Below are 18,485 nucleotides of genomic sequence, written 5' to 3' on the forward strand. Positions count from 1 at the left end.
CGTGGCCTGTGTGGTGGTCGACATCCCGCGGGGTGCTCGGGTATCGGGTGGAAGTAGCTGGATGCTCACGTGCGAAGCCAGATCGCCTCGGCAGCAGGGCATCCCAAGTCCGTGGCTGCATCGGTGGTGCCGATACGAATGGCGATGGTGCCCGCGAAGTCACGCCGTTCGATGACCGTGATCGCGGTATCCAATGCGATGCCGACGGAGTCGAAGTAGCGCAGCATATCCGGGTCCGCATCGGATATCCTTGCGACCCAGCCGGATTCGCCCGCGGTGAAGTCGATCAGCTGCCGCGCGGGTGGGGTGGGTACCGCGCCGTCGACCGACGGAATCGGGTCGCCGTGTGGATCACGGTCTGGGTAGCCGAGTTTGGCGTCGATGCGCTCCATCAACAACTCCGACACCGCGTGTTCGAGTATCTCGGCCTCGTCGTGTACTTCGTCCCAGCCGTAGCCGAGCACGTTCACCAGGAATGTTTCGATCAGTCGGTGTCGGCGCACCATGGCGACCGCGACGCGCCGTCCTTCGGGCGTCAGGGTGATCGCGCCGTAGCGAGCATGTTCCACCAGACCTTGGTCGGCCAGCTTGCGCACGGCCTCGGAGACGGTCGAGGCAGACACGCCGATTCTCTCCGCCAGCAATTTTGTGGACACCTTCTTGTCGTGGCCCCACTCCTGCGCGGTCCAGATGACCTTCAGATAGTCCTGCGCAACCGATGACAGCGCTGGCGCGACCGTCGAGGTGCCGCCGGGTGCCGCACCCGGCACGGAGGTGTCGGCCAGCTCGCGTCGCGTGGCGATATCTCGTTTACCGGGCATATAGTCGAGCTTAAGCATTACGAGCCCGATGTACACATTCGGACATTCCGGCCGGGTGGCGTCGAGGGTAGCGTGCGGATACACGAGGCGCGGTCTCGAGGCACTCGGGGCACGCAGTCGGTGCGAATTCGGTCGACGCGTCCCGAGCGATTCCGGCAACCCGGATCCGGGCACCCGCCGAGCAAAACCCAGGATCGGTTACTCGATGGAGAAAGCCGAACAGTGGGCGGCGAATATGCACAATGAGCACAAGGTTTCGTGCTCGAGTGCCGACAGAAGCGAATTCTTAGGGTGGGCCGCCCAGGATTCTCGCAATCGAAAACCGAAGTCCTCGGAACGGAAACCAGCACAGCCCCGAGGGTCGCGCGGTATGATCGCCGTGCACTGTGGCAGTCCGCTGCTGGAGTGTGCTCGGCGTATCCCGGCGCAGTCGATACCACCGCCGGCGCAGTCGGCACCGCGCAGTCGGGCAAGAAGTGTTGTGTGACATCAGCACACCCGAATGCTGTTCGCTACCCGAGGTGCGTAGGCTGCGCAGTGTGCAGAGATGGCGAAGTCTCGACGAAGTGCCTGCAGACTGGAGACGTTGTGTCCTCACGATCGGTGTGTTCGACGGCGTGCACCGCGGTCACGCGCAGTTGATCAGTCGTGCGGTGAAGTCCGCTGCCGCGCGTGGCGTGCCTGCGGTGCTGATGACCTTCGACCCCCACCCCATGGAAGTGGTTCGCCCTGGTACGCATCCAGCGCAGCTGATCACGTTGGCCCGCCGCGCCGAACTGGCCGAACAGTTGGGTGTCGATGTGTTCTGCGTCATACCGTTCACCCAGGAATTCATGAAACTGACCGCCGCGCGCTATGTCCACGATTTGCTGGTCGAGCGGTTGCATGTGGTCGAGGTGGTGGTCGGGGACAACTTCACCTTCGGCAAGAAGGCGGCGGGCACAGTGGCGACCATGAACGATCTGGGTCGCCGCTTCGGTTTCGAGGTCGACGCGGTGACGCTGCTCGGTGAGCACGCGGTGACCTTCTCGTCGACCTATATCCGCGCGTGCGTCGATGCCGGCGACATGGTGGCCGCCGCCGAGGCATTGGGTCGTCCCCATCGTGTCGAGGGTGTCGTGGTGCACGGCGACGGTCGCGGCAAGCAGCTCGGGTTTCCTACCGCGAATGTCGCTCCTCCGATGCATGCAGCGGTTCCTGCGGACGGGGTGTATGCCGGCTGGTTCACGGTGCTCGGCTCCGGCCCGGTCATAGGGTCCGTGAAGCCTGGCGATCGAGCGATGGCCGCGATCTCGGTGGGCACCAACCCGACCTTTTCCGGTCGTGCCCGTACCGTCGAGGCGTTCGTGCTCGACGGCGAGGCCGACCTCTACGGCCAGCACGTCGCGATCGATTTCGTCGATCATGTGCGTGCCCAGCGGGCCTTCGATTCGGTCGACGAGCTCACCGAAACCATGGGCCGTGATGTGGAAACTGCCCGCAAGATCCTGACAGCCGACGCACGGTGACCGACTCGCGGCTCCCGCCGTGTGACCGACTCGCGGTTCGCGTCGTAGTGGTGATTTCGGTCCGAGACCTGAGTCCGGTAGGGTGCAGCTCGGGTTTGCTGCGGTCCGCGGCGGCGCCTGTGCCGGGTAACCGGGAATTCGAGCGCGGAACTGAGACAGAGGAGTGGATGCCTCATGGCGCTGACCACCGAGCAGAAGTCGGCGATTCTTGCCGAGTACGGCCTGCACGAAAAGGATACCGGCTCACCAGAGGCGCAGATCGCGCTGCTATCCAAGCGGATCGCGGACATCACCGAGCATCTGAAGACTCACAAGCACGACCATCACACGCGTCACGGCTTGATGGCGTTGATCGGTCGTCGCAAGCGGCTGTCGAAGTACCTGCAGGACAAAGACATCAACCGCTACCGATCGCTGATCGAGCGCCTCGGCTTGCGGCGGTGACCGGACACGGTTCGCGGTGCCGGCGCGTCCGTGCCGGCCAGTGATGGTCCGTCTGCGAGCAGGCGAGGCCCGGGGTATCGGAGCCGGTGCGCAGTGAGCCGGCCGGCGGATGCCGGCCGGCGGGCGGTTGACGCCGGGGCAGCCCAGCGGCCGGTGGCCCGGCAGAATCCGGCCCTGCGGTCTCGACGACCCGAGGCAGTCGACAGTTCGGCCAACGGGGAGACGTACACTCTCCTCGTTGGCTTCTCGTGTATCCGGGCGCACGCCGCCTCGCCGCACGACAACATTGCACAGCCGTATGCACCCGACCGCGTGGCGTCGGTCTTCGGTAGTGGCCTTTCGGCAGCGATGTCGCGCCGTCGGGCTTCAATCGATGACCGCCTCCGCGTCGCTGTTTCCAAGGGGATTCGGCCGGGTGCGCGCGTCGCGGCCACGACGGTCGCCGTGCGCCCGTATCCGGTACGGCTGACGACGGCCGGCTCGCGCCGACACGGCGCTCGAGCCGGCGAAGACGAGAGGTTGAGAGAAGAATGACCGAAACAACCGAACGACGGACCTCGGCCATCGAGGTCGAGCCCGGAGTGTTCGAGTCCGTCGCGCTGATCGACAACGGCAGCTTCGGCACCCGTATCATCCGATTCGAGACCGGCCGTCTGGCCCGGCAGGCCGCCGGTTCGGTCGTCGCCTACCTGGACGACGAGACGATGCTGCTGTCGGCGACGACGGCGGGCAAACAGCCCAAGGACCAGTTCGACTTCTTCCCGTTGACGGTGGACGTGGAGGAGCGGATGTACGCCGCGGGGCGTATTCCGGGGTCCTTCTTCCGTCGTGAGGGTCGCCCGTCCACAGACGCGATCCTGACCTGCCGGTTGATCGACCGCCCGCTGCGCCCGTCGTTCGTCGACGGGCTGCGCAACGAGATCCAGGTCGTGGTCACTGTGATGAGCCTGGACCCGAAGGACCTCTACGATGTGGTGGCGATCAACGCCGCGTCCGCGTCCACCCAGATCGCCGGCCTGCCCTTCTCCGGCCCGGTCGGCGGCGTGCGCGTCGCGTTGATCCAGGGACAATGGGTCGCTTTCCCGACCGCGGAGCAGCTCGAGAGTGCGGTCTTCGACATGGTCGTGGCCGGCCGGGTGGTCGAATCCGGTGACGTGGCCATCATGATGGTCGAGGCCGAAGCCACCGAGAACGTCATGGCGTTGGTCGAAGGGGGCGCGTCGGCACCGACCGAGGCGGTCGTGGCCGAGGGGTTGGAAGCCGCCAAGCCGTTCATCGCTCGACTGTGCCGGGCGCAGCGGGACCTCGCCGAGCTGGCCGCCAAACCCACCGAAGAATTCCCACTTTTCCCACCGTATGGCCCGGATGCGTACGAGGCTGTCGAGGGCGCCGCGGCCCGCGAACTCGCAGATGCGCTGAGCATCCCGAGCAAGCAGGAACGCGAGGAAAAGATCGACGAGATCAAACTGGCCGTCCTGGACCGTCTCGGAGATGCTTTCGCCGGGCGCGAGAAGGAAATCGGCGCGGCGTTCCGTTCGGTGACCAAGCACCTGGTGCGTCAGCGCATCCTGTCCGATGGCTTCCGCATCGACGGTCGCGGATTGGCGGATATCCGCGCGCTGTCCGCCGAGGTTGCGGTGGTGCCGCGGGCGCACGGCTCGGCATTGTTCGAACGCGGCGAAACGCAGATTCTGGGCGTCACCACTCTGGACATGGTGAAGATGGCGCAGCAGGTCGATTCGCTGGGCCCAGAGACCAGCAAGCGCTACATGCATCACTACAATTTCCCGCCGTTCTCCACCGGTGAGACGGGCCGGGTCGGTTCGCCCAAGCGGCGCGAAATCGGACACGGCGCGCTGGCGGAGCGAGCGCTGATGCCGGTGCTGCCCAGCCAGGAGGAGTTCCCGTATGCCATCCGACAGGTCTCGGAGGCGCTGGGCTCCAATGGCTCCACGTCGATGGGATCGGTGTGCGCCTCCACCCTGTCGTTGTTGAATGCGGGAGTGCCGCTGAAGGCGCCGGTCGCCGGTATCGCGATGGGCTTGGTTTCGGACAACGTCCGCAACGACAAGGGCGAAGACGAGGTCCGCTATGTCGCATTGACCGATATCCTCGGCGCCGAGGACGCGTTCGGTGACATGGACTTCAAGGTCGCCGGGACACGCGAGTTCGTGACCGCGCTGCAGTTGGACACCAAGCTGGACGGCATCCCCTCGCAAGTGCTGGCCGGTGCCTTGAGCCAGGCGCACGATGCGCGTACCACCATCCTGGACGTGATGGCCGAGGCCATCGCCACACCGGACGAGATGAGCCCCTATGCGCCGCGGGTCACCGCGATCAAGATTCCGGTCGACAAGATCGGTGAGGTGATCGGCCCCAAGGGCAAGGTGATCAACCAGATCACCGAGGACACCGGCGCCAATATCTCGATCGAAGACGACGGCACCGTGTTCGTCGGCGCGACCGATGGTCCGTCGGCGCAGGCCGCGATCGACGCGATCAATGCCATCGCCAACCCACAGCTGCCCAAGGTGGGCGAGCGCTTCCTCGGCACGGTGGTCAAGACCACCGCCTTCGGGGCGTTCATTTCGTTGTTGCCCGGCCGGGATGGCCTGGTGCACATCTCCAAGCTCGGCAATGGCAAGCGGGTGGCCAAGGTCGAGGATGTGGTGAACGTCGGCGACAAACTGCGTGTGGAGATCGCCGATATCGACAACCGCGGCAAGATCTCGCTGGTGCCGGTCGAGGAAAACGCCGAGGAGACCGGTGGGGACCCGGCCGACGCGAGCGCGGCCGGGACCGAGTAGTACTGGTCTGTGTGACGAAGAAGAAGACGACAACCCCTCTGCTCGACGCCGGGCAGGGGGGTTCGTCACTCGAAGCAACGGTGGACTCCGATAGCGGTGTGCGGCGCACGGTGCTGCCCGGTGGATTGCGGGTGGTCACCGAGCGCCTACCCGGAGTGCGGTCGGCCTCTGTGGGGATCTGGGTAGGGGTCGGCTCGCGCGACGAGGGTCCCACCGTCGCCGGCGCCGCGCACTTCCTGGAGCATCTGCTGTTCAAGGCGACACCGACCCGCTCGGCGCTCGACATCGCCGAGGCGATGGACGCGGTCGGTGGCGAACTCAACGCGTTCACCGCCAAGGAGCAGACCTGCTACTACGCGCATGTCGTGGACGAGGACCTGGCGTTGGCCGTGGACATGGTCTCGGATGTGGTGCTCAACGGATTGTGTCGCTCGGTCGATGTCGACGTGGAGCGTCAGGTGGTGCTCGAGGAGATCGCCATGCGCGACGACGATCCCGAGGATCTGGTCGGCGACTCGTTTTTGACCGCATTGTTCGGCGACCACCCGATCGGGCGACCGGTCATCGGCTCCATGGCATCCATCGAGGCCATGCGTGCTGGCCAGTTGCGCTCCTTCCACGGGCGCCGATACCGGCCGGATCGGATGGTGGTCGCGGTCGCGGGCAATGTGGATCACGATCGCACCGTGGAATTGGTGCACCGTGCTTTCGAGCAACGGCTCGACCCGGCCGGAACGCCCGCGCGGCGTCGCGAGGGTCGATTCCGTCCGCAGGGTGATCCGGTGCTGCAGCGCAACCACCGCGACACCGAGCAGGCGCATCTCGCCTTCGGCGTCCGCGCTTTCGGGCGGCACGAGGGGCACGGGCGCTGGCCGCTGTCGGTGCTGAACACAGTGGTCGGTGGCGGGCTCAGTTCGCGTCTGTTCCAACGGATCAGGGAAGAACGCGGGTTGGCGTACTCGGTGTATTCCAGTGTCGACACCTTCGCCGACACCGGCGCGTTCTCGGTGTACATCGGCTGTCAGCCGGAGAATCTCGGCCAAGTGGCCGCGCTCGCACGCGGCGTCTTGGACGAGGTCGCCGCTGAGGGCATCAGCGAGGCCGAGTGCGCCCGAGCCAAGGGTTCGTTGCGGGGTGGCCTGGTCCTCGGCTTGGAGGATTCCGCCTCACGGATGAATCGCCTGGGTCGGAGCGAACTGAGCTATGGCAACCATCGCAGTCTGTCGGAAACCTTGGCGCGTATCGACGCGGTCACCACCGAGGAGGTGGCCGAGGTCGCGCGCACCGTGCTGTCGCGTCCTTTCGCGGCGTCGGTTGCCGGACCGTACCGCCGGGTCCGTGATCTGCCCTTGGCTGTGCGGCGCCTGGTGCCGAGTTGATCGGGCGCGGGTGGGCGCGTGCCGACGCTCGGCCGGACGGCAGGTGGTGTCGGACGCGGACCATCGGCTCCCTGCGAGATGGTGAGCGCTCGCACAGATGCAGAGGGCAGAAGGTAGCGTCGGCGCCATGAAGATTCGTGGGGCGGTCCTGGAGCGGACCTCGGCGCGTGCGCCATTCATCGAGTCGGCGCCGGTCACCGTCTGTGAACTGGACTTGAGTGCACCCGGGCCGGGTGAGTTGCTGGTTCGAATCGAGACAGCGGGGCTGTGTCATTCGGACCTGTCGGTCGTGGACGGTAGCCGGGTGCGCCCGATGCCGATGTTGCTGGGACACGAGGCCGCGGGAATTGTCGAAGCGGTCGGTTCGGATACCCCCGACATCGGGATCGGCCAACGTGTGGTGATGACCTTCCTACCGCGTTGCGGTGCGTGTGCCGGCTGTGCCAGCGGCGGGCGCACTCCGTGCGTGCCGGGCAGCCGGGCGAACAATGCGGGTGAACTTCTCGGCGGCGGGCGGCGGTTGGTGCGTGACGGCGTCGAGGTGCATCATCATTTGGGAGTATCGGCCTTCGCCACCTACGCGGTGGTAGATCACAGATCGGTGGTCGCCGTCGACGACGACGTGCCGCCGGAGGTTGCCGCGACGCTCGGTTGTGCAGTGCTCACTGGTGGTGGCGCGCTGCTGAACTCGGCCAAGCCCGGCGCAGGAGACCGGATCATGGTCGTGGGCCTCGGTGGTGTCGGAATGGCGGCGGTTCTGGTTGCCCTGTCGGAAGCATCCGACGGACACGAGGTCATCGCGGTGGACACCGTGCCGGAAAAACTCGCCCTCGCCCGCGAATTGGGCGTACACGCGGCCTATACCCCGGCCGAGATCGCCGAGCGCGGCGTGCAGGCCGAGATCGTGGTAGAGGCCGCGGGCGCGGTTCGCGCTTTCGAGACCGCGGTCGCGGCGACTGCTCCTGGTGGCACCACGGTCACCGTCGGTCTCCCCGCTCCCGATGCACGGGCGAGCATTTCGCCGCTGGCTCTGGTCGCTCAGGGGCGATCCATCGTCGGCAGCTACCTGGGCTCCGCCGTACCCGCTCGCGACATCCCCGAGTACGTCCGCAGGTGGCGGGCCGGCCGCCTTCCAGTGGAGCGACTCATTTCCGCACGGGTCGATCTGGCCGACATCAACCGCGCGATGGACGACCTCGCCGCCGGCCATGCCCTGCGCCAGATGATCGTCGTCGACTGATCGAGCGGGTCGGTTGGCGGCGAGCATCGGCTGGGCAGCTGGCCGACCTGCGGTGGCGCGGGCATTGCGCGAGTGCTCGCACCTGCGTGGGTAGGCAGGTCCACGTGGGGATCGGCACACGCGCTCGATAGGCTGGCACCGATCGAGACGGAACGAGGAGGTGCGGTGGCCATACGGGTCGGAGTGCTCGGAGCGCGGGGCAAAGTGGGACAGGCGATCTGTTCGGCGGTGACCGCGGCGGACGATCTGGAATTGGTCGCCGCGATCGACAAGGGCGATTCGCTCGACCAGCTGACTGCGGCCGGCGCGGAGGTGGTCGTCGACTTCACCCACCCGGATGCGGTGATGAAAAATCTGGCGTTCGTGGTGCGTAACGGTATGCACGCGGTGGTCGGTACCACCGGGTTCGACGAGGCTCGACTGGCCGAAGTGCGAGACCGGCTGGCAGAGCATCCTCGGGTCGGCGTGCTGATCGCACCGAATTTCGCTATCGGCGCCGTGCTGTCGATGCGTTTCGCTGCACAGGCCGCCCGGTTCTTCGAGTCGGTCGAGATCATCGAGCTGCACCACCCGAACAAGGCGGACGCGCCCTCCGGCACTGCCTACCGCACTGCGGGTGTCATCGCCGCCGCTCGGGACGAGGCGGGGCTGGAGCGCAGCCCCGATGCGACGACCACCGAGTTGGCCGGTGCGCGTGGCGCCGAAGTGGCGGGCGTGCGGGTCCATGCGGTACGTGCGGCGGGCCTGGTGGCCCACCAGGAGATAGTGTTCGGCACCCAGGGTGAGACCCTCACCATCCGGCACGACTCGATCGATCGCTCCTCTTTCGCTCCCGGCGTCCTGCTCGGCGTGCGTGACATTGCGAAACGGCCGGGCCTCACCGTGGGGCTCGACTCGTTCTTGGACCTATGAGCGGGTCCGATCCGGTCGAACTGCCGGGCCGCGCAGCAGTTGCCAAAGTCGTCGGGCCGATCGTGGCGGCGATCATCGTGCTCGGCTTCTATTTCGTTCGGCTCGGTCACAAAGCGTTCGTGTGGATCGGTTCCGGGGAGCCGGCGGCGATCGCCTTGGGGGTGGGGGTGCTGATCTTGCCGGTGCTGGGTGTGTGGATCGTCGTGGCCACCCTCCGCGCGGCACTGGCGCATCAGCATCTGGCCCGGCGTATACACGACGAGGGCCTCGAACTCGACGTCTCGCGGCTGCCGCGCTTGCCGTCGGGCCGGATCGAGCGCGCCGCAGCCGACGAGCTGTTCGCGTCGGTCGAGGCGGAATGGGAGGCCGATCCCGACAACTGGCGAATCTCCTACCGCCTCGCCCGTGCCTACGACTACGCAGGCGACCGCGCACGAGCGCGGCAGACCATGCGTCGGGCGGTCGCGTTGGAACAGCACGAGCGCCGCGAGGTCTGACCGCTGCGGCGCAGCGGCGTCGACGCTAGGCTCGGGCGCGTGTCTCGGCTGTTGATCGTTCATCACACTCCGTCGCCGGCGATGCAGGCCATGTTCGAAGCGGTCGTCTCCGGGGCCACCGACCCCGAGATCGAGGGCGTGGACGTGGTTCGTCGCGCGGCGTTGACCCTCACGCCGACCGACATGCTCGAGGCCGACGGCTACGTGCTGGGTACCCCGGCGAATCTGGGGTATATGAGCGGCGCGCTCAAGCACGCGTTCGATGTGTGTTACTACCCGTGCCTGGACTCGACTCGCGGCCGCCCGTTCGGCGTGTACATTCACGGCAACGAAGGGACCGAGGGCGCCGAGCGCGGCATCGAGACCGTGACCACGGGTCTGGGGTGGCACAAGGTCGTCGCGCCGACGATCGTCTCCGGTCCACCGAGCATGGCGCAGCTCGAGAGCTGCCGGGAGTTGGGCGCCACGGTGGCAGCGCATCTGATGCGCTGACCGGCCGGCTCAGTAGTAGTCCCTCGGATCCGGTTTGCGCATCTGGTCGCGCAACGCGCCGTGTACGGCATGCGACAGCCACGAATTGAGCGACTGACCGCTTTGGGCCGCGGCCTCTTCCGCGCGAGCCTTCATCTGTTCGACCAGGCGCAGCGTGACCCGGCTGATGTCGCCGGTCATCTCCTCGAATGTCGGTGCCTCGTTCGTCGGGGTGTTCTTGCGCACATCCACGTGCGCGTCGGTGTCGTCGACCGAGACGTGAACCGTGTGGCCGTCGAGTGCCGAGCTGACCTCGCTCGCGAGATCCGATAGCGCGGCCAGGAGCACGAGCCGGGCCGAGTTCTCCGTCGCAGAGGCCAGCGTTGCTGCCGTTGCCTGGGTCGACTCGTCGCCGAGTGCTGCTGCGGCGATCAGGTTCTCCCGCAGTTGAGCGGTGTATTTGGTCAGATCCATGACAGCATTATGGTGTCAAGAATGACGTCAATCAAGGGTTGAGATGATGTCGTTGCACTGTCGGGCTATCGGAATGTGCGCCACGCCGCCGCGCGACCACCGACGACGGTGTCGAGGCGCATCTGCGACCGGGTAGCCTTTTCGACCATGACGAACGGTGAATCGACGCCAACGCAGTTGCGCGCGTCCGGCACGGTAGGTGTCGCGATGGTGACCCCTTTCAGTGCCGAGGGCAAGCTCGACGTCGATGCCGGAGTCGCGCTGGCGGCGCATCTGGTCGACCGCGGAATCGACCTGCTCGCGATCTCGGGGACCACCGGGGAGTCGCCGACCACGACCGAATCGGAGAAGACCGACCTGTTGCGCGCCGTGGTCGATGCCGTGGGTACCCGGGCGACGGTGATCGCCGGCGCGGGCACCTATGACACCGCGCATTCGGTCGAACTCGCACGCACGGCACAGCGCGCAGGCGCGCACGGTTTGCTCGTGGTGACACCGTTCTACTCGAGGCCCACCCAGGAGGGATTGATCGCGCATTTCACCGCCGTCGCCGACGCCACCGAGCTCCCGGTGACCTTGTACGACATTCCCGGGCGGTCGGCGGTTCCGATCGCTCGTGACACCCTTCGCACATTGGCCGAGCATCCGCGCATCGTCGCGGTGAAGGACGCCAAAGGTGACCTGAACATGGGCGCGGAACTCATCGCCAGCACCGGCCTGAGCTTCTATTCCGGCGACGACATGCTCAACCTGCCGTGGCTCTCGGTTGGAGCGACGGGGTTCATCAGCGTGATCGGCCATCTCGTGCCCGACCGACTGCGCGCGCTGCACGAGGCGTTCACCGCTGGCGATGTGGTGCGCGCTCGCGACATCAACGCCACATTGCTGCCCCTGCACGCGGCGATGACCAGGCTGGGGGGCGTCGCGATGAGCAAGGGAGGCCTGCGATTGCTCGGTATCGAGGTCGGGGAGCCCCGGTTGCCCCAACTGATGCCCACAGTGGAGCAATTGGAGACATTGACCATCGATCTGCGGGCGGTTGGAGTGCTCTCGTGAACGATCCCCTGACCCGTCGCCGCCGCCGCGGCGCATCCCGACCAGCCGGGGCGCCTTCGGCTCCGGTCGGCCAGGCCGCAACGACAGTCGAGTCGGACAGCGCAATGAAAGTCGAGCAGGTCGAGTCCGTCTCGGCCCGAGACAGCGAGTCCAATCCCACGAAGAAGGCCGCTCGAGCACGGGACGGGTCGTCTCGGCGAGCGGCCCGCGGGCGTACGCCGTTCACCCCCCGGCGCAGCGAATTCGTCGCGCCGCGACCGGATCCCGTCTCCGCGCCCGACCGACTCGGCACCCCGCCGAAACTTCCCGAGACCGGTTTGCGCGTGTTCGCCCTCGGCGGCATTGGCGAGATCGGTCGGAACATGACCGTGTTCGAGTACGGCGGCAAGCTGCTGATCGTCGATTGCGGTGTGCTGTTCCCCGAGGACCAGCAGCCCGGCGTCGACCTGATTCTGCCCGACTTCCGTCCCATCGAGCACCGCATGGACGATGTGGTCGCTCTGGTGTTGACCCATGGCCACGAAGACCATATCGGTGCGGTCCCGTTCCTGCTCCGATTGCGCCCGGATATTCCGGTCGTCGGGTCGAGATTCACCCTCGCGCTGGTCGCCGCGAAGTGTCGCGAACATCGTCAGCGTCCGAAGCTGGTGGAGGTGACCGAGGGCCAACACACCACGCACGGTCCGTTCGGTTGCGAATACTTCGCTGTCAACCATTCCATCCCGGATGCCCTCGCGGTGGCGATTCGCACGCCCGCCGGCGTCGCGCTGCACACCGGCGACATCAAGCTCGACCAACTTCCGTTGGACCAACGGCTCACCGACCTGGCCGGGTTTTCCAGGTTGGGCGACGAGGGGGTCGACCTGTTCCTGGTGGACTCCACCAACGCCGAGGTCCCCGGGTTCGTCACGCCCGAACGCGAGATCGGTGGTGTCCTCGACACCGTGATCGGCAAAGCGACCGGCCGGGTGATCGTCGCGTCGTTCGCCAGTCACGTGCACCGGATTCAGCAAGTGGTCGACGTGGCGCAGAAGTTCGACCGGCGAGTGTGTTTCATCGGCCGCTCGATGGTCCGCAATATGCAGATCGCGCAGGACCTCGGCTATCTGACCGTGCCGGACGAGGTGATCGTCGACCTCGACGTCGCCGCGACGTTGCCCAGTCACCGCCTGGTGCTGATCTCGACCGGCTCGCAAGGAGAGCCGTTGTCGGCGCTGTCGCGGATGGCTCGCGGCGAACACCGGCAGATCAACATCCGCGCCGATGACCTCGTGGTGCTGGCCTCCTCGCTCATCCCGGGCAACGAGAATTCGGTGTTCGCGGTCGTCAATGGTTTGGCGCGACTGGGCGCCACCGTGATCACCCAGCAGAACGCCAAGGTCCACGTCTCCGGACATGCCTCGGCGGGGGAGCTGCTGTATTTGTACAACGCGGTGCGGCCGACCAACACCATGCCGGTCCACGGTGAATGGCGGCACCTGCGGGCGAACGCGGCCTTGGCGGTAGCGACCGGAGTGCCCGAGGAGCGGGTGGTACTCGCGGAGGACGGCGTCGTGGTCGACTTGGTCGACGGTATCGCCGCGATCGTCGGACGAGTACCCGTCGGCCATGTCTACGTCGATGGGCTGTCGGTGGGCGATGTCGGCGAGTCGACCTTGTCGGATCGATTGGTGCTGGGCGAAGGCGGCTTCATCGCGATCACGGTGGCGATCGACGAGACCACCGGCAAGGCGGTGAGCCCGCCCGAGGTGAGTGGGCGTGGCTTCTCCGACGATCCGGCTGCTCTCCTCGACGCGGCAGAACTGGTCGAGGCCGAGTTGCTCCGGCTGACGGGCGAGGGCGTGACCGAGACCCATCGCATTGCCCAGAGCGTGCGCCGGGTGGTCGGCCGTTGGGTGGCCGAGACCTACCGCCGTCGTCCGATGATCGTGCCGACCGTCATCGGGGTCTGACTGCCGGCGGCGACCGGCAGATGCTGTGCCTCGCGGCGTGGTTGGAACCTCGGTATGTTCGGGGTATGACACTGGCGCAGCGAGAACGTCGAGCACTCGTCGAGACGATGCGGTCGGCGGGGCCGGACGCGCCGACCCTGTGCGGTGAATGGACAGCACGGGACCTCGCCGCACACTTGGTGGTTCGCGAACGGCGGCCCGACGCGGCACCGGGCATCTTGCTGGGGCCATTGTCCGGCTACACCGCCAAGGTGCAGGCTCGAGTGGTGGGCACGTCGTTCTCGACATTGCTGGACCAGATATACGCCGGCCCGCCGTGGTGGTCACCGCTGCGGCCGATCGACGCTGTGGCCAACGTGACGGAGATGTTCGTCCACCACGAGGACGTGCGCCGGGCCGAATCCGGTTGGCAGCCGCGTGAACTGGCCACCGCCGATGCCGACACGCTGTGGGCACTGGTACGCAGGATGGGTTGGAGATCATATCGCAAGGCGCAGACCACGGTCGCATTGGCCACGCCGGACGGCAGACGCGCGGTGGTGCGGTCGGTGTCCGGCTCCAGCGTGGTGACACTCACCGGCCCGCCCGCGGAACTGCTGCTGCATGCCTTCGGCCGGAACGAAGTTCGGCTGGAAACCACCGGTGCTCCGGACGAGGTCCGCGCCGTGCTGGATCTGGACCGCTCGATTTGATCTGCCTGGCGCCGGATCGACCGGCAGGTGGGCGGCACCAGGGGCTTACCGGCGCGTGGCGGTGATACCAGTGTTGCGGATGGTCCGGGTGGGGTGGTTGCGACTAGCCTGAGGGCATGGCAGGAAAGTCCCGCAGCACCTCGACCACACGGGCGCGGGCGGGAGCGCCGCGGGGCAGGCAGTCCACAACTCGGTCTCGTGCAGGCGCGCCCACGACGCCCCGCCGGGCGACGGCGGCCAAGAGTGCCGCGAGGACCAGGGCTCGTACGGCAGCGGCGCCACGCCGCCGCACTCCTGCACGGCGGCGTCCGGCGCGCCGCCCCTCCACGACGGCCCCGCTGCCGGTGATCGGGCGGGCCGTCGCCACTGGTTGGGCTGCGCTGGCCCGAGGCGTGGGCGCGACGACCCGGGCGTTGAGCCGCGCGGGGGAGATCGAACACGGTCATCGGCGCGACGGCATTGCGTTGGCTCTGATCGCATTCAGCGCCGTCGTTGCCGTGTCGGTATGGCTCTCGGCGGGCGGCCCGGTCGGACATTGGGTCGAGGGGCTCGTTCGCGCGATATCCGGATCGGCTTCTGCGGGACTGCCGTTCGTTGCCAGTGGGATCGCCGTTGTCCTGATGCGTACCGAGCCCCGCCCGGAGATTCGGCCTCGCCTGGTTCTCGGCGGCGTGCTGACCGGCCTGTGCACCCTCGGCCTGTGGCATATCGCGGCAGGCGCCCCTGCCGAGGCGTTCGAGCGTTCCCGTGCGGCGGGTTTCGTCGGCTTCGTGGTGGGTGGGCCGGTGACCGATGGGCTCACCGCATGGTTGTCGGTCCCGATCCTGGTGCTGGCCATCGTCTTCGGTGTGCTGCTGATGACCGGAACGACGGTACGCGAAGTGCCCGCCGCGCTGCGCCGCTACGTCGACGCGGCAAACGGTCGTGACGAATACGCGTCCCATCCCGACGACGATCAGGACGAATACGACGCCGACGGCCTCCCGGTGCATCGCTCTCGCGGTGGCCGGCGAAACCGCACGCCGGCCGAAAACTATCCGCCCGACGAGTTCGGTGACCCCGGCGCCGACACCGAGGTACTCGGTGAACCGCCGCTGCGAGAAGCCAAGTCGATCGGAGGCGGACACCCTCCGACTACGAAGCCCTATCCCACGCTCGAGCCGAAACCCGACCCCACGCCGAAACGGCGGGTCGCGCCGGTGCAGGACCAGACGCCACCGCCGGCGGTGGAATTCGTCACCGACCGTGAAGTCGAGGGCGACTACCTGTTGCCGCCGTTGTCGTTGCTCACCGATGGCGATCCGCCCAAGAAGCGCAGCGCCGCCAACGAATCGATGATCGAAGCGATCACCGAGGTGCTGGTGCAGTTCAAAATCGATGCCGCGGTCACTGGTTTCGTTCGCGGCCCGACGGTCACCCGGTACGAGGTCGAACTCGGTCCGGGCGTCAAGGTCGAGAAGATCACCGCCTTGGCGCGCAATATCGCCTATGCGGTGGCGACGGAGAACGTTCGGCTGCTCGCGCCGATCCCGGGCAAGTCCGCGGTGGGCATCGAGGTGCCCAATGCCGATCGTGAGCTGGTCCGGTTGGCCGACGTGCTCAAGGCGCCGGCCACCCGCAACGACCATCATCCGCTGGTGATCGGCCTCGGCAAGAACATCGAAGGTGAATTCGTCTCGGCGAATCTGGCCAAGATGCCGCACTTGTTGGTTGCCGGTTCCACCGGGTCGGGCAAGTCGAGCTTCGTGAATTCGATGCTGGTGTCGCTGCTGCAGCGTGCCACGCCCGACGAGGTCCGGATGATTCTGATCGACCCGAAGATGGTCGAACTCACTCCCTACGAGGGGATTCCGCATCTGATCACGCCGATCATCACGCAGCCGAAGAAGGCGGCTGCCGCGTTGGCCTGGCTGGTCGAGGAGATGGAACAGCGCTACCAGGACATGCAGGCCAACAAGGTGCGCCACATCGACGACTTCAACAAGAAGGTCAAGTCGGGAGCGATCACCGCGCCGTTGGGCAGTGAACGGGTGTATCGGAGCTATCCCTACATTCTGGCCATCGTCGACGAGTTGGCCGATTTGATGATGACCGCGCCGCGCGACGTCGAGGACGCCATCGTCCGGATCACGCAGAAGGCCCGCGCGGCCGGCATCCACTTGGTGCTGGCCACGCAGCGGCCGTCTGTCGACGTGGTGACCGGTCTGATCAAGACCAATGTGCCCTCCCGACTGGCGTTTGCCACCTCCTCACTGACCGACTCGCGGGTGATTCTCGACCAGCCCGGTGCGGAGAAGTTGATCGGCATGGGCGATGGATTGTTCTTGCCGATGGGCGCAGGCAAACCGGCTCGTCTGCAGGGCGCGTTCATCAGCGACGAGGAGATTCACGCGGTCGTCGAGTTCACCAAGAACCAGGCCGAACCCGACTACCGTGACGGCGTCACTGCGGCCAAGGCCGGCGAGAAGAAGGACGTCGACCCCGACATCGGTGACGATCTCGATGTCTTCCTGCAAGCGGTGGAACTCGTGATCAGCTCGCAGTTCGGGTCCACGTCGATGTTGCAGCGCAAGCTGCGGGTCGGATTCGCCAAGGCGGGCCGACTCATGGACCTCATGGAGACTCGTGGTGTGGTCGGCCCGAGTGAAGGCTCCAAGGCGCGTGATGTGCTGGTCAAGCCCGATGAACTCGACGGCTTGCTGTGGTCGATCCGTGGCGGTGGCCAGGACGACGGTTCGGCCCAGCCATCGGAGTGATTCTGGGCCCAATGCTGGCGGCGGTCTCACCGCCTCACCAAGTGTGGGTCGATCCCTTCGGAACTTGTAGTGGTTCAGGCTGTATCGCCAATTGTGCTGACACACAGCATATCTCGTGGAGTAGCATGCCCGGGCAGTACGCCCGAAGCACTGGGCTTCGATCCCGCTGGAGGGGAAATGCGGATTTTGCCTGTCGTAAAGCCGACTTCGGAGCAGCTGCAGCTTCTGCTCGATACCAAGCCCGGCGTCTTTATCATCAAGGGTGCCGCCGGCAGCGGCAAGACCACTACTGCTCTTATGCGGTTGAGGCACCTGTGCGCATGGTGGCTGAAGCGCGGGGACGGTTGGGTTTGGTCCGTCCTGTCCGAGTGCTTGTCCTCACCTACAACTGAACTCTGCAGGGCTACATCGCGGAGGAACAGCGAAGTCGTCACTCTCGCTACTCTCGCCACCGAGAATCAAACCCCAGACCCGAGCCGGGGACTCCTTCCCTGCCACGACAGCCGTAGCGCACAGCTCTGTTGCTCGCAGCGCGTAAGGGTTCTCAAGGGTACTCCGCTCGGGGGATGCAGGCCAAGCGGTCGGTAAATGCCATGAAATCGTCGAAACCTGACTAGGACTCCACCAGGAATCGGGCAGTTAGGAGATAGTATCGTTGGGCGCGCGTTCCCACGCAACTTGTTCAAGGTTGGTGTGTTCGGGTGCACTGGTACCGACGCTGGCGCGAAGCCCCTTGCCGCCTCCAGAAGCCTCTATACTCTCACGCCTGCCATACGCGACGTTTCTCGCGAGCGCCGGAGGGTGAAGCTACCCACCCAGTGGCACATCCTCGATACCCTCGTCTAATGGTGGGTCATGAACCGTTGTGGGCATGGCGGATCGCGCGCACGGAACTGGAAGCCGAACTTCCCAGACGGTGGGCGCACACCCAGGGCGTGGCCAGTGCCGCAGCCGACCTCGCCGACGGGCTCGGCTGTGACCGTGATCTGCTGGTCGCCGCCGCTGTTCTGCACGATGTGGGCTACGCGCCGCGGCTCGTGGTAACCGGATTTCATCCTTTGGACGGTGCGCGGTTCCTGCGCGATGAACACCAGGTCGACGCGAGGGTGGTGCGCTTGGTCGCCAATCACACCTTCGCGTTACTCGAAGCCGAAGAACGTGGACTGCGTGCGCAACTGGCCGCCGAATTTCCCGCTCTCGACGACGAACTTCTGTCGGATGCCCTGACCTACTGCGATATGACCACCACGCCGGATGGTGCACCGACAACACCACCAGAACGGATAGGTGAGATCGTCTCGCGTTATGGCCCCGATTCGGTTGTGGGGCGGTTCATCCGCCGCGCTGAGCCGGAGATTCTTGCGGTAGCCGGTCGGATCGAAAGGGCGTTGCCGGATCAGCCGAGATAGGGGTAGTCGCCGGACAGGTAGTCGCTGATCTGCTGGCGCATACTCGGGTGGATGTCGTACTGGTCCA

The 18,485-nt window shown here is 66.3% G+C and carries 15 protein-coding genes; 13 read left to right on the top strand and 2 right to left on the bottom strand.

Translation table 11 applies throughout. The features are described from left to right. Positions 1 to 65: 65 nt before the first annotated feature. On the bottom strand, positions 66 to 821 hold the full coding sequence (locus tag K940_RS0104625) for a metal-dependent transcriptional regulator (protein WP_155980743.1): 756 nt from the start codon (positions 819 to 821) through the stop codon (positions 66 to 68). 539 nt (positions 822 to 1,360) lie between these two features. On the opposite strand from K940_RS0104625, the gene K940_RS0104630 reads away from it, so the two are divergent. The 8 genes from K940_RS0104630 to K940_RS0104670 all read left to right on the top strand — a co-directional run bounded on the left by K940_RS0104630 (position 1,361) and on the right by K940_RS0104670 (position 10,100). Then, positions 1,361 to 2,329 carry a bifunctional riboflavin kinase/FAD synthetase gene (locus K940_RS0104630; protein WP_081706163.1) on the top strand — a complete coding sequence of 323 codons (969 nt, stop codon included), beginning with the start codon at positions 1,361 to 1,363 and terminating at the stop codon, positions 2,327 to 2,329. 174 nt (positions 2,330 to 2,503) lie between these two features. After that, positions 2,504 to 2,773 (top strand): 30S ribosomal protein S15, encoded by a 270-nt coding sequence (gene rpsO / locus K940_RS0104635; protein ID WP_028476571.1) that lies wholly within the window; start codon positions 2,504 to 2,506, stop codon positions 2,771 to 2,773. Positions 2,774 to 3,303: 530 nt separating this feature from the next. After that, on the top strand, positions 3,304 to 5,580 hold the full coding sequence (locus K940_RS0104645; RefSeq protein WP_028476573.1) for a polyribonucleotide nucleotidyltransferase: 2,277 nt from the start codon (positions 3,304 to 3,306) through the stop codon (positions 5,578 to 5,580). A gap of 38 nt (positions 5,581 to 5,618) precedes the next feature. After that, on the top strand, positions 5,619 to 6,959 hold the full coding sequence (locus K940_RS0104650; RefSeq protein ID WP_028476574.1) for a pitrilysin family protein: 1,341 nt from the start codon (positions 5,619 to 5,621) through the stop codon (positions 6,957 to 6,959). Positions 6,960 to 7,086: 127 nt separating this feature from the next. Further along, on the top strand, positions 7,087 to 8,199 hold the full coding sequence (locus K940_RS0104655; RefSeq protein WP_028476575.1) for an alcohol dehydrogenase catalytic domain-containing protein: 1,113 nt from the start codon (positions 7,087 to 7,089) through the stop codon (positions 8,197 to 8,199). A gap of 165 nt (positions 8,200 to 8,364) precedes the next feature. Further along, a complete protein-coding gene (gene dapB, locus K940_RS0104660) occupies positions 8,365 to 9,111 on the top strand; it encodes a 4-hydroxy-tetrahydrodipicolinate reductase (RefSeq protein WP_028476576.1) in 747 nt (248 codons plus the stop codon). Then, entirely contained in the window at positions 9,108 to 9,608 is a 501-nt protein-coding gene (locus K940_RS0104665) for a tetratricopeptide repeat protein (RefSeq protein WP_051406868.1), read from the top strand. Before dapB ends, K940_RS0104665 begins: the two co-directional genes overlap by 4 nt. Before the next feature lie 39 nt (positions 9,609 to 9,647). Further along, positions 9,648 to 10,100 (top strand): flavodoxin family protein, encoded by a 453-nt coding sequence (locus tag K940_RS0104670; protein ID WP_028476578.1) that lies wholly within the window; start codon positions 9,648 to 9,650, stop codon positions 10,098 to 10,100. Positions 10,101 to 10,109: 9 nt separating this feature from the next. Here the strand turns inward: K940_RS0104670 and K940_RS0104675 are convergent, their stop codons facing one another. Further along, complete coding sequence (locus K940_RS0104675; protein WP_028476579.1) at positions 10,110 to 10,553, bottom strand: hypothetical protein; 444 nt, start codon at positions 10,551 to 10,553, stop codon at positions 10,110 to 10,112. Positions 10,554 to 10,700: 147 nt separating this feature from the next. On the opposite strand from K940_RS0104675, the gene dapA reads away from it, so the two are divergent. The 5 genes from dapA to K940_RS0104705 all read left to right on the top strand — a co-directional run bounded on the left by dapA (position 10,701) and on the right by K940_RS0104705 (position 18,418). Next, positions 10,701 to 11,609, top strand: a complete 909-nt coding sequence (gene dapA / locus K940_RS0104685; protein WP_028476580.1) for a 4-hydroxy-tetrahydrodipicolinate synthase — start codon at positions 10,701 to 10,703, stop codon at positions 11,607 to 11,609. After that, entirely contained in the window at positions 11,606 to 13,561 is a 1,956-nt protein-coding gene (locus tag K940_RS0104690; RefSeq protein ID WP_028476581.1) for a ribonuclease J, read from the top strand. The genes dapA and K940_RS0104690 overlap by 4 nt, the downstream gene beginning before the upstream one ends. A gap of 65 nt (positions 13,562 to 13,626) precedes the next feature. Then, positions 13,627 to 14,253 carry a TIGR03085 family metal-binding protein gene (locus tag K940_RS0104695; RefSeq protein WP_028476582.1) on the top strand — a complete coding sequence of 209 codons (627 nt, stop codon included), beginning with the start codon at positions 13,627 to 13,629 and terminating at the stop codon, positions 14,251 to 14,253. A gap of 116 nt (positions 14,254 to 14,369) precedes the next feature. Next, on the top strand, positions 14,370 to 17,009 hold the full coding sequence (locus K940_RS0104700) for a DNA translocase FtsK (protein WP_028476583.1): 2,640 nt from the start codon (positions 14,370 to 14,372) through the stop codon (positions 17,007 to 17,009). A gap of 845 nt (positions 17,010 to 17,854) precedes the next feature. After that, positions 17,855 to 18,418 carry an HD domain-containing protein gene (locus tag K940_RS0104705; RefSeq protein WP_028476584.1) on the top strand — a complete coding sequence of 188 codons (564 nt, stop codon included), beginning with the start codon at positions 17,855 to 17,857 and terminating at the stop codon, positions 18,416 to 18,418. Positions 18,419 to 18,485: the final 67 nt, after the last annotated feature.

Origin of the sequence: Nocardia sp. CNY236 (assembly GCF_000482385.1) — a bacterium.
Taxonomy (GTDB): domain Bacteria; phylum Actinomycetota; class Actinomycetes; order Mycobacteriales; family Mycobacteriaceae; genus Nocardia.